The sequence below is a fragment of the Kitasatospora gansuensis genome (assembly GCF_014203705.1).
Taxonomy (GTDB): Bacteria; Actinomycetota; Actinomycetes; order Streptomycetales; family Streptomycetaceae; genus Kitasatospora; species Kitasatospora gansuensis.
Genome location: NZ_JACHJR010000001.1, coordinates 7,215,555 through 7,229,318 on the forward strand (window position 1 = coordinate 7,215,555; position 13,764 = coordinate 7,229,318).

General features: G+C 72.7%; 13 protein-coding genes. 6 read left to right on the forward strand and 7 right to left on the reverse strand.

Annotation, left to right across the window (positions count from 1 at the left end; all coding sequences use genetic code 11):
- Nucleotides 1–25: 25 nt before the first annotated feature.
- Genes F4556_RS32570 through F4556_RS32595 form a run of 6 tightly spaced genes read right to left on the reverse strand, consistent with a single transcriptional unit; the run spans nucleotide 26 to nucleotide 4,978 of the window.
- Entirely contained in the window at nucleotides 26–1,294 is a 1,269-nt protein-coding gene (locus F4556_RS32570; RefSeq protein ID WP_184922583.1) for a beta-ketoacyl-[acyl-carrier-protein] synthase family protein, read from the reverse strand.
- Nucleotides 1,291–1,851 carry a hypothetical protein gene (locus tag F4556_RS32575; protein ID WP_221503754.1) on the reverse strand — a complete coding sequence of 187 codons (561 nt, stop codon included), beginning with the start codon at nucleotides 1,849–1,851 and terminating at the stop codon, nucleotides 1,291–1,293. Before F4556_RS32575 ends, F4556_RS32570 begins: the two co-directional genes overlap by 4 nt.
- Nucleotides 1,852–1,853: 2 nt before the next feature.
- The gene (locus F4556_RS32580) at nucleotides 1,854–3,011 is read right to left on the reverse strand and encodes a beta-ketoacyl synthase N-terminal-like domain-containing protein (protein WP_184922585.1); all 1,158 of its coding nucleotides are present in this window, start codon (nucleotides 3,009–3,011) and stop codon (nucleotides 1,854–1,856) included.
- Between the two features lie 32 nt (nucleotides 3,012–3,043).
- Nucleotides 3,044–3,262 carry an acyl carrier protein gene (locus tag F4556_RS32585; RefSeq protein WP_313068960.1) on the reverse strand — a complete coding sequence of 73 codons (219 nt, stop codon included), beginning with the start codon at nucleotides 3,260–3,262 and terminating at the stop codon, nucleotides 3,044–3,046.
- Nucleotides 3,263–3,264: 2 nt separating this feature from the next.
- The gene (locus F4556_RS32590; protein ID WP_184922587.1) at nucleotides 3,265–3,534 is read right to left on the reverse strand and encodes an acyl carrier protein; all 270 of its coding nucleotides are present in this window, start codon (nucleotides 3,532–3,534) and stop codon (nucleotides 3,265–3,267) included.
- The gene (locus F4556_RS32595) at nucleotides 3,524–4,978 is read right to left on the reverse strand and encodes a class I adenylate-forming enzyme family protein (RefSeq protein WP_313068962.1); all 1,455 of its coding nucleotides are present in this window, start codon (nucleotides 4,976–4,978) and stop codon (nucleotides 3,524–3,526) included. The genes F4556_RS32590 and F4556_RS32595 overlap by 11 nt, the downstream gene beginning before the upstream one ends.
- Before the next feature lie 495 nt (nucleotides 4,979–5,473).
- Here F4556_RS32595 and F4556_RS32600 point away from each other — a divergent pair, with 495 nt between their 5' ends.
- Genes F4556_RS32600 through F4556_RS32625 form a run of 6 tightly spaced genes read left to right on the forward strand, consistent with a single transcriptional unit; the run spans nucleotide 5,474 to nucleotide 10,600 of the window.
- Nucleotides 5,474–6,370, forward strand: coding sequence for a methyltransferase domain-containing protein (locus F4556_RS32600; RefSeq protein WP_184922591.1), 897 nt, complete (start codon nucleotides 5,474–5,476; stop codon nucleotides 6,368–6,370).
- Complete coding sequence (locus tag F4556_RS32605; protein ID WP_184922593.1) at nucleotides 6,367–6,645, forward strand: acyl carrier protein; 279 nt, start codon at nucleotides 6,367–6,369, stop codon at nucleotides 6,643–6,645. The genes F4556_RS32600 and F4556_RS32605 overlap by 4 nt, the downstream gene beginning before the upstream one ends.
- Nucleotides 6,645–7,838 carry a glycosyltransferase gene (locus F4556_RS32610; protein ID WP_184922595.1) on the forward strand — a complete coding sequence of 398 codons (1,194 nt, stop codon included), beginning with the start codon at nucleotides 6,645–6,647 and terminating at the stop codon, nucleotides 7,836–7,838. Before F4556_RS32605 ends, F4556_RS32610 begins: the two co-directional genes overlap by 1 nt.
- Nucleotides 7,835–8,599 (forward strand): ABC transporter permease, encoded by a 765-nt coding sequence (locus tag F4556_RS32615; protein ID WP_184922597.1) that lies wholly within the window; start codon nucleotides 7,835–7,837, stop codon nucleotides 8,597–8,599. The genes F4556_RS32610 and F4556_RS32615 overlap by 4 nt, the downstream gene beginning before the upstream one ends.
- A 16-nt stretch (nucleotides 8,600–8,615) precedes the next feature.
- On the forward strand, nucleotides 8,616–9,608 hold the full coding sequence (locus F4556_RS32620) for an ATP-binding cassette domain-containing protein (RefSeq protein ID WP_313068964.1): 993 nt from the start codon (nucleotides 8,616–8,618) through the stop codon (nucleotides 9,606–9,608).
- 35 nt (nucleotides 9,609–9,643) lie between these two features.
- Entirely contained in the window at nucleotides 9,644–10,600 is a 957-nt protein-coding gene (locus F4556_RS32625; protein WP_184922599.1) for an NAD-dependent epimerase/dehydratase family protein, read from the forward strand.
- Nucleotides 10,601–10,644: 44 nt separating this feature from the next.
- Here F4556_RS32625 and F4556_RS32630 read toward each other — a convergent pair whose 3' ends face one another.
- Nucleotides 10,645–13,665, reverse strand: a complete 3,021-nt coding sequence (locus F4556_RS32630) for an RICIN domain-containing protein (protein ID WP_246511938.1) — start codon at nucleotides 13,663–13,665, stop codon at nucleotides 10,645–10,647.
- Between the last annotated feature and the right edge of the window lie 99 nt (nucleotides 13,666–13,764).

Here is a 13,764-nt window from a genome sequence, read left to right on the forward strand (position 1 = left end):
GTTCCTTCTCTGTTTCGACGGTGTGTCAGACCCGCCTGGCGAGCCGGGTGCTGGGCAGGCCGTAGACCAGGCTGATGTTGTGGCCGCCGAACCCGAACGAGTTCGACATGACGTGGCGGATCCCCGGCGCCGGGCGCGGGCCCTTGCGGACGTGGTCGAGATCGCAGGCCGGGTCGGGGTCGTCGAGGTTGTGGGTGGGCGGCAGCAGTCCGCGGCGCAGCGCCAGCACGGAGACCGCCGACTCGACCACCCCGGAGGCGCCGAGCAGGTGGCCGGTGACCGCCTTGGTCGCGCTGACCGGCGGGGCGTACCCGCCGAAGACCTTGCGGATCGCGACCGCCTCGGCCAGGTCGCCCAGGCGGGTGCCGGTGCCGTGCGCGTTGACGTAGCCGACGTCCTCGGGGCCGATCCCGGCGCTGCGCAGGGCCTGCCGCATGCAGGCGGCGGCGCCCTCGCCGTCGGGGTGCGGGGTGGTCGGGTGGTGGGCGTCGTTGGTCGCGCCCCAGCCGAGCAGGTCGGCGTACCCGGCCGCGCCGCGGGCGTCCGCGTGCTCGGCGCGCTCCAGCACCAGTACACCGGCACCCTCGCCGAGCACCAGCCCGTTCCTGCGGCGGTCGAAGGGTCGGCTGGCGCCGGTCGGGTCGTCGGCCCAACCACGGGCCAGCGCACGGGCGTTGCCGAAGGTGTCGGCCAGGGTGGGGAACAGCGGCGCCTCGCCGCAGCCGACCACCACCACGTCGGCCTCGTCGGCGCGCAGCAGCCGCAGCCCCTCCCCGACGGACTGGGCCCCGGCCGCGCAGGCCGTGCCGATGGCGGAGCTGTAGCCGCGGATGCCGTGCCGGATCGCGACCCGGGCCGAGCTCATGTTGGGCAGCATCGCGGGCAGCAGGTACGGGCTGACGCCCAGTCGGCCGCGCTGGGTCCGCAGCACGACCTGGGACTCCAGGGTGGCGAGACCGCCGGTCCCGGACAGGATCACCCCGATCCGGTACGGGTCGACGTCGCGGCCCACCTCGATGCCGGCGTCGGCCAAGGCGTCCGCCGCGGCCCGCATGGCCAGTACGACGCAGCGGTCCACCAGCCGGGTCTCGGGGGCGGGCAGCACCGAGGCGGGGTCGATCGGCGGGGCGAAGCCGGCCACTTCCAGCGAGCCGGCCAGCGGTCCTTCGGGGTCCGGCCGGACCAGTCCGGACCGGCCCTCGCACATCGCCGCCATGACCTCGTCGGCGCTGGAGCCCACCGGGGTCACCAGGCCCATCCCGCTCACGACGACGTCCGCCCGTCCGTGGCTCATGGCTGTGCTCCCTCGTGCTGTGGTTCCTGCTTGCGGCCGAGCAGGACGGCGGCGGCGCGGTCGAGGCCACCGGGGACGTGCGCCTGGTCGACGCGGATCAGCAGGGCCTCGTCGGCGTCCCCGTCGGCGAGCAGCAGGGCCGTGACGGCCAGTCCGGCGGCGGTGTCGCCGACGGACACCACCGGCCCGGTCAGCTGCCACTGCGCGGCCAGGTGCCCGGCGACGGCGTTCGGGACGGCCTGGAAGAACAGCAGCGGGCCGATCCGGCCGCCGGTGTCCACGGCCTCGGCGACGTGCACCGCACCGGTGAGATCGCCCAGCGGGCCCGCCAACACCACGGCGGTGACCGGCCGTTGGGGGGAGGGGCGGCGCAGCAGGCAGCGGCGGGCCGTCTCGGCGGCGAGTGGGCTGTACGAGGAGACCACGAACCCGGCGATCGCCGGTGGGACCCGGTCCTGAGCCGACTCCGGCCACTCCGCCGAGGCCAGCACTCGCAGTCCCGCCGCCGAGGCGGCCGCCGTCAGGGCGGCGACGGTGGCGGGTGCGGTCGAGGTCATGATCACGGCGTACCGACCAGGAGTGCGGTGTTCGCTCCGCCGAAGGCCGTACTGAGGCTCAGCGCGTGGTCGGTACCGGTGGCCGCGGCCCGGCCGAGGACCAGGTTCAGCGGGCAGGTCTGGTCCGCGCCGAGGTAGCCCGCGTTCACCGGCAGTCGCCCGGCCCGCAGGGCCGCGATGGTGACGACCAGTTCGAGCAGGGCGCCGGCCTCCAGGGCCTGGCCGTGCACCGACTTGGTGGAGCTGACCGGCACCGTCGCGGCGCTTTCGCCGAGCGCCCGGTGCAGGGCGGCGGCCTCGGCGGTGTCGCCGATCGGGGTGCCCGAACCGTGGGCGTTCACATAGCCGATCCGCTCCGGGCCGACCCGGCCCCGGTGCAGGGCGTCGGTGATCGCCCGGGCCAGTCCGGCGCCGTCCGGCCGCGGCCGGCAGACGTGGTAGGCGTCGCCCGCGCGTCCCCAACCTGCCAGCACTGCAAGGGCGTTGGCCCGCCGGGCGCGGGCCGCCGAGGCGGCCTCGACCACCACGGCGACCACGCCGTCGCCGAGCAGCAGCCCGGTCCGGCCGGAGCTGAACGGACGCACCTGCCCGTCGCGGGCGAGCGCCCGGCCCGCGTCGAAGACCGCGAACTGGTCGGCCTCGACCAGGTAGCCGGCCGCCACCACGATCCGGTCGGCCTGCCCGCGGGCGACCGCCGAGGCGGCGTCGGCGACGGCGGTGCCCGAGGCCACGCAGGCGGAGGTGTAGGCGCGGGAGCCACCGGACAGCCCGGCCCGCCGGGCGACGGCCTCCGCGAACGCGTCCGCGCCGTGGGCGGGGCGGTCCGGCGCGGGGACCCGGGCGAGCGCCGGATCGCCGTGCACGGCGAGATGCAGCGGGCAGTCCGCGCGCTGGGCGGCGGACAGTCCGGCTCGGTCGCAGGCTTCACCGACGGCGCGGTCCAACTCGTCGGCCAGGACGGGGGAACCGGGGTGCGCCGCGGCCCGGCCGACCCGCCGGCCGGACACGTCGAAGCGCTGCACCGGCGCGAACGCCGGTGTGCCGTCGAGCGCGGCGGTCAGTAGCGGCTCGACGCCCCGGCCGAGGGCGCTGAGCACGGCGGCCCCGGTGACGACCACGGAGCGGGGGCCGCGACGGGCAGTTGACACGGTGTCAGTCATCTCGGTCACCTCGTTCCGGAGTCGTAGGGGGATCACTGGTGGAGCTCGCCGAGCACGTCGATCACGCCGGAGACGGTGGTCATCCGGGCCAGGGTGTCGTCGTCCAAGTGCCGGTCGTAACGCTGCTCGAGCTGATGGACCAGCCAGGCCAGCTCCATCGAGTCGATGCCCTCGGGCACCTCCTCGGGGGCGCGGTCGCCGAATCCGGCGAGCATCGCGACCACCTCGTCCCGCCCGGGTGCGGCCGGCACGCTCAGTGGCCCGCGGCCGGTGCGGAGCGAAGCCGGGCGGCCACGGCCGCACCGAACTCACCGACCGTCATGGTGCCGAGCAGTTCGGCCTCGTCGTCGTCGAACCTGACGCCGAACCGCTCCTCGACCCGGACGCCCAGCTCGGCGAGCGAGAGCGACTCGAGGTCGGCGCCGGCCGGACCGAGCAAGGTGTCGTCGTCGACGCCGGTGACGTCGTAGTTCATCTCGCTCAGCGAGGCGAGCACGAACGCGCGGATCTCCTCAGTGGACATCGCTGCTACTTCCCTTTCGATCGGTCTGTTCCTGGGTGGGTTGCCGCTGCGGCCGGCCGGCGCCGCTCAGGGCGGTCCGGTCGCGGACCAGCTTCCCGGTGGCGGTGCGCGGCAGTCGGTCGACGACGTGGAGGAGGCGGGGCCGTTTGTAGGCCGCCAGCCGTTCGGCGAGCCGGGCCTCGATCCGCTCGGCGGTGCCACCCTCGCCGAGCACGACGTACGCCTCGATCGAGGTCCCGAAGACGACGACCGCGGCGGTCACCTCCGGCAGGGCGGCGAGGGTGTGTTCGACCTCGGTGAGATCGACCTTCAGGCCGCCGATCGACACCTGCGAGTCCAGCCGGCCCAGCACCCGGACCCGTCCGGTGTCGGCGCCGACCGCGCCGCCGTCCTTGGTGTGCAGCCAGCCGTCGGCCCAGCGGGTCGGGCCCGTGGCGTCGGTCCGGCCGTGGTCGAGATAGGGCGACTGCCCTGCGGCGACCAGCAGTTCGCCGTCGACCGCGCGCAGTTCCATGCCGGGCGCCGGGGTCAGTTCGGGCCGGTGCGCGCCGAACAGGTCGGTGGCGATGACGCCGACCTCGGTCATCCCGTACATGCTGCCGAGGCGGATGCCGTAGCGGTCCACGAAGGCGTCGTGGACCTGGGCCCGGACCAGCTCCCCGCCCGTGGTCATGCCGGTGAGCTGGGGGAGCCGAGGCGGTTCGGTCACCCAGCTGAGCAGTTCGAGGTGGAACGGCACGCCGAGCAGGGTGGTCGGTTCGGGGCCGGCCGCGACCGTGGCGAGGATGCCCTCCGCCGTGTGCCGCTGCGGGAACGCGAGCCGTACCCCGGCGTGCAGGCAGTGCAGCAGGCCGCCGACCAGGCCCAGGACGTGCACCATCGAGGCGAGCGAGACGATCCGCTCGCCGGCCCCGGGCACCCCGTCGATCCGGGCGTACCGGTCGAGTTCGGCGACCAGGTCGGCTGCGGTACGGCCGATGATCTTCGACGGGCCGGTCGAGCCCGAGCTGAGCTGGACGAGCGCGTGCGAGGTCCGGGCCGGGCGGCCCGGGTGGGTGGTGAGGACCTCCCGCTGCTGGTGGAAGCCGCGGGCCGGGCCGCTGCCGACCGGCTGGGCGGCCGACACCACCAGTTGAGGTTCCAGCCGGGCGAGGGCCCGGTCGGTCTCGAAGGGGGTGAGCCGGTGGTCGAGCAGGGCGGCCTGGGCCCCGATCCGCCAGCTCGCCAGCAGGTTGGTGACCAGGGCGAGCGAGGGGGACAGGTGCAGGGCGACCGAGCCGCCCCGGCGTAAGCCGGCTGCGGACAGCGCGGCCTGACGGGCCCGGACCAGCCGGCGCAGTTCGTCCCGGCTGACCGGTTCGTCGAAGAAGAGGCAGGGCTCGGTGCCGGTGCCGCGCAGGAGGAGCTCGTCGACCCAGGAGGGGTCGAGTGGGAGCGCTCCCACCCTGCTCAGCGGGGTTGTGGCGGCAGATTTCATTGGATAACCAGAACCTCTTCCCGGGTCATGCCAAAGGGGCTGAAGAAATTCCCATGCCGAACTTTCGACGCTGAATTGCCCGGTGTCAAGACCCGGGACTCGCGGCGGTTTTCCGCAACTCGCCGGCCCCGGGATCGGGTCGGGCAGATGTGTTTGTTTGGTGCGTTGACGAGAGTACGCTCCCCCACTAGTGTGACCGCCGGTTGGTCAACTTCCGTGGTTCAGCAGGTCGTTGCCAGCTCCTGATCGGCCGTCAGCCGCACTTGCCGCCCTGGCCAGGCGGCTCGCTCCTTTCGACGCCGCCGCAGAGGCGGTGTTCCTTCCGCATGCTTACGGGCGGCGGGTCCGGTGGGCGCGTCCCGCAGTGGATCAGACCAATTCGGCCTTGCGGGTTTCCTTTCCGACGTCCTTTCCGGCTGCCTTGTTGTACGCATTCATGCCAACTTTTCGAGGATCGGCCAAGTGGAACCAACAATCGGCTCCGGCCTCAACACGGCCGTGGAGCGCTACTACGACATCACCCTCGACCTGTACGAGGACCTGTGGGGCGAGCACGTCCACCACGGCTTCTGGGATCCGGGCGAAGTTCCGGGCCCGGACGGGGCGGACCGGCACGCGGCCACCGACCGGCTGGTCCGTGAACTGGTCGACTACGCCGCCGTGCCCGCCGGATCGCGGGTGCTCGACGTGGGCTGCGGCATCGGCGGACCGGCGCTGCATCTCGCCGGAGCGCTGGGCTGCACCGTCGAGGGGGTCACCCTCAGCGCCCGGCAGGCCGCCCGTGCCAACGAGAAGGCGCGGGCCGCGGGCGTCGCCGAACGGGCCCGCTTCCACCAGCTGGACGCGCTCGGCACCGGCTACCCGGACGAGTCCTTCGGCGTGGTCTGGGCACTGGAGAGCCTGATGCACATCGCGGACCGGCAGGGCTTCTTCGCCGAGGCGCTGCGGCTGCTCGGCCCGGGCGGCACGCTCGCCGTCGCCACCTGGTCGGTCCGCGACGGGGAACTGGACGAGGACGAGCGGGAACTCGTCCGGCAGATCCTGCTGCACCAGGTGATGCCCGACTTCTCCTCCCTGGAGGAGCACGAGCGGCTGGCCCGCGCGGCCGGCTTCACCGACGTCGCCACGGTGGACTGGAGTGGTGCCGTCGCCAACTCCTGGGACCCCGGCTTCGCGCAGATCCGGGAGTTCGAGCGGGGGCCGGCGGCGATGCGCGACCTGGCCCGCGAGCGCGGAGTGGACGTCCTCGGCTTCTTCCACGCGGGACCGCTGATGAAGAAGGGCTTCGACACCGGCGTCATCACGTACGGCGCGCTGCGGGCCACCAAGCCGCGGCCGGACTCCCGGCCGGAGCGGTGAGCCTGCTCCGCCCGATCGCCGAACTCCTCCGGGAGGTCGTCGGCGAGGACCGGGCCTGGCTGGACGGCATCGGCGCTGACACCCGGATCGACGGCGAACTCCTGGTGGAGAGCCACGAGTTGGCGGCCTGGAGCCTGGCGCTGCGCCGCCACTACGGGGACCGGGTCGACCTGGTCGGGTACGTGGCCGGGCTCGACATCGACCGGATCATCGCGCTGACCATGGGAGAGGTGGCCGCCCACGTCGCCACCGCAGCTGCCGGGCCCGGTTCCTGATGGGCCGTTACCTCTTCGTCTCGCTGCCGCTGACCGGCCATGTGAACCCGCTGGCCGCCGTGTCCGCGGAACTGGTCGCGCGCGGGCACGAGGTGCTGTGGGCCGGCTCCGAGTCCTTCCTGCGGCCGCTGCTCGGCCCCGACGCCGCGATCGCCCCGATCCCGTTGCGGGCCCACCGAGGCCAGGCCGACCGGGGCATGGCCGCCGCCAAGTCCCGCTGGGACGGCTACATCGTCCCGCACGCGAAGAGCACGCTGCCCGGCATCGAACGCGCGGTGGCCGCCTTCCGTCCCGACGTGCTGGCCGTGGACCAGCACGCGGTCGCCGGTGCGCTCGCCGCCCACCGGGCCGGGCTGCCCTGGGCCTCGATGGCGCCGACCACCATGGAACTCACCCGCCCGTACCGCGCCCTGCCCAAGGTGGAGGCGTGGATCCGGCAGCGGCTGGCGGCGATCTGGACCGCCGCGGGGTTGCCCGGCGAGCCGCCGCACGACCTGCGGTTCTCCCCGCACCTGCTGCTCGGCTTCACCGGCGAGGCCCTGACCGGCCCGCTGGAGTGGCCGCCCAACGCCGTCCTGGTCGGCCCCGCGCTGGCGCCGAGGGCGCCGGACACCGCCTTCCCCCGGGACTGGCTGGACCCCGCCCGGCGCCACGTCCTGGTCACCGTGGGCACCCTGTCGCTGGACCTCGCCCAGGACTTCCACGCCCGGGTGGTCGAGGCGCTGCGCCCGCTCGGCGACCGCGTCCAGGCGATCGTGGCGGCACCGGACGGCACCGTCCCCGACCCGCCCGCGCACGTCCTGGTCCGCCCCCGCGTACCGGTGCTGGAACTGATGCCCCGTCTGGACGCGGTGGTCAGCCACGGCGGGCTGAACACCGTCTGCGAGGCGCTGGCCCACGGGGTGCCGCTGGTGATCGCCCCGATCAAGGGGGACCAGCCGATCAACGCCGCCCAGGTGGCGGCGACCGGTGCCGGCCGCCGGGTCCGGTTCGCGAGCGTGCGGCCGGAACCGCTGCGCGCGGACCTGTTGGCCGTGCTCGACGACCCGTCCTACCGCGCCGCCGCGCGCCGGGTGGGGGAGTCCTTCGCCGCCGCCGGGGGCGCACCGGCGGCGGCCGACCACCTGGAGACCCTGCTCACGGGCCCCACGCTCACGGGCCCCACCGAACGATTGGGAAGCGCACCGACGTGAAGACGCTCCGCGACACCTGGCTGATGTTCCAGCGGCACCTGCTGCTGATGCGGCGGTCCCCGCTCTCGATCGTCCTGGGCGTGGCCCAGCCGATCGTCTACCTGGCCCTGTTCGCGCCGCTGCTCAAGCCCGCACTCGCCTCCATGGGCGCGGGCTCGATGGCCGACGCCTACCGGATCTACGTGCCCGGCATGCTGGTCGCCCTGGCGCTCGGCGGGGGCCTGTACGTGGGCTTCGGCCTGCTCGGCGAGCTGGGTTCGGGCGTCATCGAGCGGGCCAGGGTCACCCCGGTCAGCCGGGTGGCGCTGCTGCTCGGCCGGGCCCTGCGGGACGTGGTCGTGCTGGTGATCCAGGCGGGCATCATCATCGTGCTGTCGATGCCGCTCGGACTCTTCGTCCGGATCCCGGACCTGCTGCTCGCCTACGTGCTGCTGGCCCTGATCACCCTGAGCAGCGCCTCGCTCTCGTACGGCATCGCGCTCAAGGTGAGCAACCCCGACGTCCTCGGCCAGCTGGTCAACAACCTGGCGCAGCCGCTGATGCTGCTGTCGGGCACCCTGCTGCCGCTCGCGCTGGCACCGCTCTGGCTGCGCCGGGTCTCCGACTGGAATCCCTTCAGCTGGGCCGTGGTCGGCATGCGCGAGCTGTTCGCCGGCCACGCGGGCGACCCGGCGGTGTGGCAGAGCATCGCGCTGATGGCCGTGGTGGCGCTGGCGGCGCTGGTCTGGTCGGCCCGTCAGTTCGCCCGCTCCGTCCGCTGACCCCTTCTGACGACTGATGACTGATGACAAGGACCTGCCGATGATCGAGACCAGCGGACTGCGGAAGTCCTTCCGGACCGGGCGCGGCCGGAACGCCGCCACCGTGGACGCGGTGGCGGGCCTGGACCTCACCGTGGCCCAGGGTGAGATCTTCGGGTTCCTCGGCCCCAACGGCGCGGGCAAGACGACCACGCTCCGGATGCTCGCCACCTTGCTCCCGCCGGACGGCGGCGACGCCGTCATCGCCGGCGCCGACCTGCGCACCCGGCAGGCCGAGGTGCGCCGGAACATCGGCTACATCGCCCAGGGCGGTGGCACCTGGGACGATGTGACGGCCCGTGAGGAACTGGTGCTGCAGGCCCGGATGCACGGCATCGGCAAGGCCGAGGCCCGGAGCCGGGCGGTCGCCGCCCTCGACTCCTTCGACCTCACCGGGTACGCCGACCGCAACTGCCGCACCTACTCCGGCGGCCAGCGCCGCCGGGTGGACATCGCCCTCGGCGTGATCCACCGGCCCAAGGTGCTCTTCCTCGACGAACCCACCTCGGGTCTCGACCCGCAGAGCCGCGCGCACGTGTGGGACGAGGTCCGGCGGCTGCGCGGCGAGGGCATGACCGTCTTCCTGACCACCCATTACCTGGACGAGGCCGACGCGCTCTGCGACCGGATCGCCATCATCGACGGCGGTGGCATCGTGGCCGAGGGCACCCCAGCCGCGCTCAAGCGCTCGATCGCGGGCGAGGTGGTCACCGTCGGGGTGGCCGACGCCTCGGTCGCGGTTGCGGAGAAGGCGGGTGAGGTGCTGGCCGGGCAGGCGTGCGTGCGCTCGGCCGAGGTCCGGAAGGACGGCGTGCTGCGCCTCGCGGTGGACGCCGGCGAGACGGCGATGCCACAGATCATGCGGGCCCTGGCCGACGCCGGGATCGAACTGGCCACCATCGAGCTGCACCGCCCGACCCTGGACGACGTGTTCCTCGCCAGGACCGGCCGCTCGCTGCGGGAGTCCTGACCATGACGCGCGGTGCGACGGAAGAGGAGAACCAGATGGACCGGACCGTGCGCCGAGCGGTGGTCACCGGAGGGGCGGGCTTCGTCGGCTCGCACCTGTGCGACCGGCTGCGGGAGGAGGGCGTCTCGGTCGTCTGTATCGACAACCTGCTGACCGGCTCGGTCGACAACCTGGCCGCCCGGGCCGACGACCCCGGGTTCGTCCTGGACCGCAGCGACGTCTCCGAGGAGTTCGACGTCGAGGGACCGGTCGACCTGGTCCTCCACCTCGCCTCGCCGGCCTCGCCGCACGACTACGCGAGGCACCCGATCGAGACGCTCAGAGCCGGTGCCCACGGCACCCTGAACGCGCTGGAACTGGCGCGCCGAAAAGGCGCCCGCTTCCTGCTGACCTCCACCTCCGAGGTCTACGGCGACCCGCTGGTCCACCCCCAGACCGAGTCCTACTGGGGCAACGTCAACCCGATCGGCCCGCGCAGCCAGTACGACGAGGCCAAGCGCTACGCGGAGGCGCTGACCACGGCCTACCGGACCGCCCTGGGGGTGGACACGGTGATCGTCCGGCTCTTCAACACGTACGGTCCGCGGATGCGGCCCACCGACGGGCGGGCGGTGCCGACCTTCATCACCCAGGCACTGGCCGGGCAGCCGCTCACGGTGGCCGGCGACGGCGCGCAGACCAGGTCGATCTGCTACGTCGACGACACCGTGAGCGGCATCCTGGCCGCGGCCGCCGGCCGGCACCAGGGGCCGATCAACATCGGCAACCCGGTCGAGCTCAGCGTGCTGGAACTGGCGCAGTACATCCGGGAGTTGTGCTCCTCGGACTCGCCGGTCGAGTTCGTCGAGCGGCCCGGCGACGATCCCACGCTGCGCCGCCCGGACATCGCGCTGGCCCGGTCGGTGCTGGGCTGGCAGCCGGTCGTCGACTTCGACAAGGGGCTGGCGATGACCATCGACTGGTTCTCCCGGCTCGCCCTTGCCGGTCGCTGACCGCGCCGACAGCCGTCAGGATCCGGGTGACGGTTGGGAACGGATCACGCCGGTACCAGCTGCCACTGCTGGTTGGCGCCGCTGCCGGAGGTGTACTGCACGACCTTGGCGTTGTCGCCGGCGTCCCAGTTGTACACGTCCGCCACCAGCCCGCTGTCGTGGCTGACGATGGTGAAGTACCCGTCGCCGGTGGGTCGCAGGTACCACTGCTGATTGGTGCCGCCGCTGGAGGTCCACTGCTGGAGCGGGAGCCCGACGGTCTGGGAGTAGCCGTCGACATCCAGCGCCTTGCCGCTGCCGGTGTATCGCAGGGTGTACGCACCCGCGGGGGCCGCGTCGATGGTCCAGGCGCCGCCGTCCGCCCTCTGGACGATCGGCGCGCCGTCCGTGGTCGCCCCGCCGGCCACGGCGAGCGACTTGCCGCTGAAGCGGTTGACGAGGCGGTAGTTCGTGCCCACCACGGGCTGGTTGGCGATCTCGAAGCGGTCGACGGTGCCCCAGTCGTGCGTGGCAGCGGCCCGCTGGGTACCGGTGACGCGCACCCGGACGGTGTGCGTGGCGGACGCCAGCCGAGGGCTGGTCCACACCGGGACGTCGCCGGCGCGCGCCGCGGAGTAGAGGTCGACCAGCGCCTCGGCCCCGCCGTCGACGGAGACGCCCACGATGCCGTGGCTCGGCGCGGTCACGGCGCGCAGTGTGACGCCGGTGCCGACGAAGCTCAGCGTCGACGTGTCGCCCGTGGTGTCACTGTAGGAGTTCGTGCCGGCGTACGGGCCGCTCTCGCCGGTCGCGTGACTCCAACTGCCGTTGTAGGTAACGGCGGTGGCGGCGTCGTCCACGGAGGTCGCCGCGCTGCCGCTGCCCAGGTTGAGGTACTCGACCGAGTCGGTGAACGTGGTGCTGCCCGACTTCGTGGTCGACAGCACCAGGTACACCCGGGAGCCGCCGGCCGGAGCGGTGAACGAGATCGGCTGGGTGACCCGGGAGCCGAGCGGGATGGTGAGGGGTGCGCTTCCGGACGCGATGACCGCGCCGTCGGGCCGGTCGAGCCGCGCCGTCCAGTTCAAGCCGATGGAAGTGCCGCTGAAGTCGTCGTTGAAGACGGTGATGTTCCGGGTGACGGTGCTGTTGTAGGAGTAGGAGTCCACCGCCTGCGGGAGCGGGAAGTTGCCGTCGCTGTCCGACTCGCCGGAGGCCGACCAGTAGGGCAGGTCGACAGCGGCGATCGGGTTGAAAGCGGCCTGGATCCGCTGGATCTGCGGGTTGCTCCACGGGGCGGACAGGTTGTCCTCGCCGTAGACGGGGTGACCGCCCTCCTCGGGTACGAAGTCGGTGCTCTTCACGCCGGGCACGAAGCCGGCCCAGCCGGACAGCAGGGTGTAGGGGCGCAGGTCGCTGGCGTCCTTGGCGCGCTTGGCAACCGTCGTGGTGGCGAACCACTCGAAGCCCTGCTTGGTGTTGGACTTGTCCCAGACGTACTCGCCCTCACCGTCGGGCCGGCCGGCCAGGTCGGCGCGCCGCTCGCCGTACTTGCCGATGCCGTCGATGTAGTGCGAGAAGACGGCGAAGTTGCCGTTCAGCATGTTGGGGTACGGGTTGGTGTTCCAGGCGGTGTCGACGCTGACCGGCCGGGTGCCGTCGTTGCCGTTCATCGCCGCGTAGAGGTCCTTCTCGAAGGACTCGGAGTCGAAGCTGCTGATGTCGTTCTCGTTGCTCTGGCTCCAGCGGACGATCGCGGGGTGGTTGCGGTCGCGCAGGGTCAGCGCCTTGGCGTGGTCGACCATGTTGTCGTGCCCGGCGACGAAGTCCTGGCAGCTGCAGGTGCCGCGGATGGCGGTCTCGTCGATGACCATCAGGCCCATCTCGTCCGCCACGTCGAGCATGTACGGGCTGCCAGGCTCCTGGTGGATGCGGACCACGTTGTAGTTGAGCCGCTGGTAGTTGTCGACCGCCTGCGGCCAGCCGCCGTTGCCCGCGGACGGCGGGAGGAAGCCGGGGAGCGTGTCGTAGGCGTCGCCCTTGCCGCCGTTGTCGATCCGGTCGTAGTCCGCGCCCTGCAGGCTGTCACCGCGGAAGTTCATCCGGACGCCGTTGACGTAGTAGTACTCGCCGTTCTGGGTGGTGTCCCGGAACCCGAACCGGTAGCCGGCGTCGCTGGTGCGGCCGTCGTCGGTGGTCGCGTGCACCGACAGCTTGTGCAGCTGGGCGCGGTACCCGGCGCGGTAGGGCACGTTCGGCCACCAGTACGAGGAGGAGCCGAGGTTCCACGCCACCGGGCCGACCGTCACCTTGGCGGTCGAGTGGGCGGCCACGGTGACCGTGCGGCCGGGCAGCGCCGGGTAGCTGAACGACCCACCGCCGTCCGAGGCGAGCGCGCCGGTCAGCGTCACCGACCGCGAGCTGCCGGAGGTGTTCGTCACGGACACGTCGTAGGTGAGGGTCTGGTTGGCAACGGAGGTGCGGACGAACGCGTCACTCACGTGCACCGCCGGGTACACGCGCAGGAACGCCGAGCGGTAGATGCCCTGCGGGATCGCCTCGGACCAGTTGGCGGCGTCGGGGACCAGGGTCTGATTCCCACTCGCGTTCTTCAGGGCGTAGCGGCCCTTGACGTTCACGCTGATCGTGTGGGTGGTGCCTGGGGCGGCGAAGGCGGAGATGTCGAAGTTCGACTGCGTGAAGGAGGTGGTCCGGGTGGCGACCACCTGCCCGTCGACCGACAGCGTCGCCTCATGGTTCACCGCGCCGAACTCGATCCACACCGACTGCGGCTGCCCCGAGTTCGGCACGGTCACGGTGCGCGAGTACGTCGCCTCGTTCACGTCGGTGAAGCCCTGCTTGTACCAGCCGCCACCCGGCACGTTGATCGACGTCGCCGAGCGGCCCTTCGGTGTGAAGTTCCAGCGCCCGGCCAGGTCGACCGACGCGATCGCGGCGTTGCCGGCAACGAACCCGTTGATGTCCGTCACCGCCGTGGCTGACGCCGCCTGAGGCACCGTCAGGACTGCGGCGGAGGCCGGTTGCGGCGCCGTCGGGACCGCGGCGAGCACGGCCGCGACGGCCATGGCCACTTGTACGAACCATCGCCGACGTGACGACGGACTGTGCTGCTGCATGGTGGCCTCTCGGTGGGGGGGGATCCGGGATTGTTAGCGCTAACATTC

What these genes read in the sequence shown, in the direction of transcription:
- F4556_RS32570 (WP_184922583.1), bottom strand. Translation starts at nt 1,294, where the DNA reads ATGAGCCACGGACGGGCGGACGTCGTCGTGAGCGGGATGGGCCTGGTG.
- F4556_RS32575 (WP_221503754.1), bottom strand. Translation starts at nt 1,851, where the DNA reads ATGACCTCGACCGCACCCGCCACCGTCGCCGCCCTGACGGCGGCCGCC.
- F4556_RS32580 (WP_184922585.1), bottom strand. Translation starts at nt 3,011, where the DNA reads ATGACTGACACCGTGTCAACTGCCCGTCGCGGCCCCCGCTCCGTGGTC.
- F4556_RS32590 (WP_184922587.1), bottom strand. Translation starts at nt 3,534, where the DNA reads ATGTCCACTGAGGAGATCCGCGCGTTCGTGCTCGCCTCGCTGAGCGAG.
- F4556_RS32610 (WP_184922595.1), top strand. Translation starts at nt 6,645, where the DNA reads ATGGGCCGTTACCTCTTCGTCTCGCTGCCGCTGACCGGCCATGTGAAC.
- F4556_RS32620 (WP_313068964.1), top strand. Translation starts at nt 8,616, where the DNA reads ATGACTGATGACAAGGACCTGCCGATGATCGAGACCAGCGGACTGCGG.
- F4556_RS32625 (WP_184922599.1), top strand. Translation starts at nt 9,644, where the DNA reads ATGGACCGGACCGTGCGCCGAGCGGTGGTCACCGGAGGGGCGGGCTTC.
- F4556_RS32630 (WP_246511938.1), bottom strand. Translation starts at nt 13,665, where the DNA reads ATGGCCGTCGCGGCCGTGCTCGCCGCGGTCCCGACGGCGCCGCAACCG.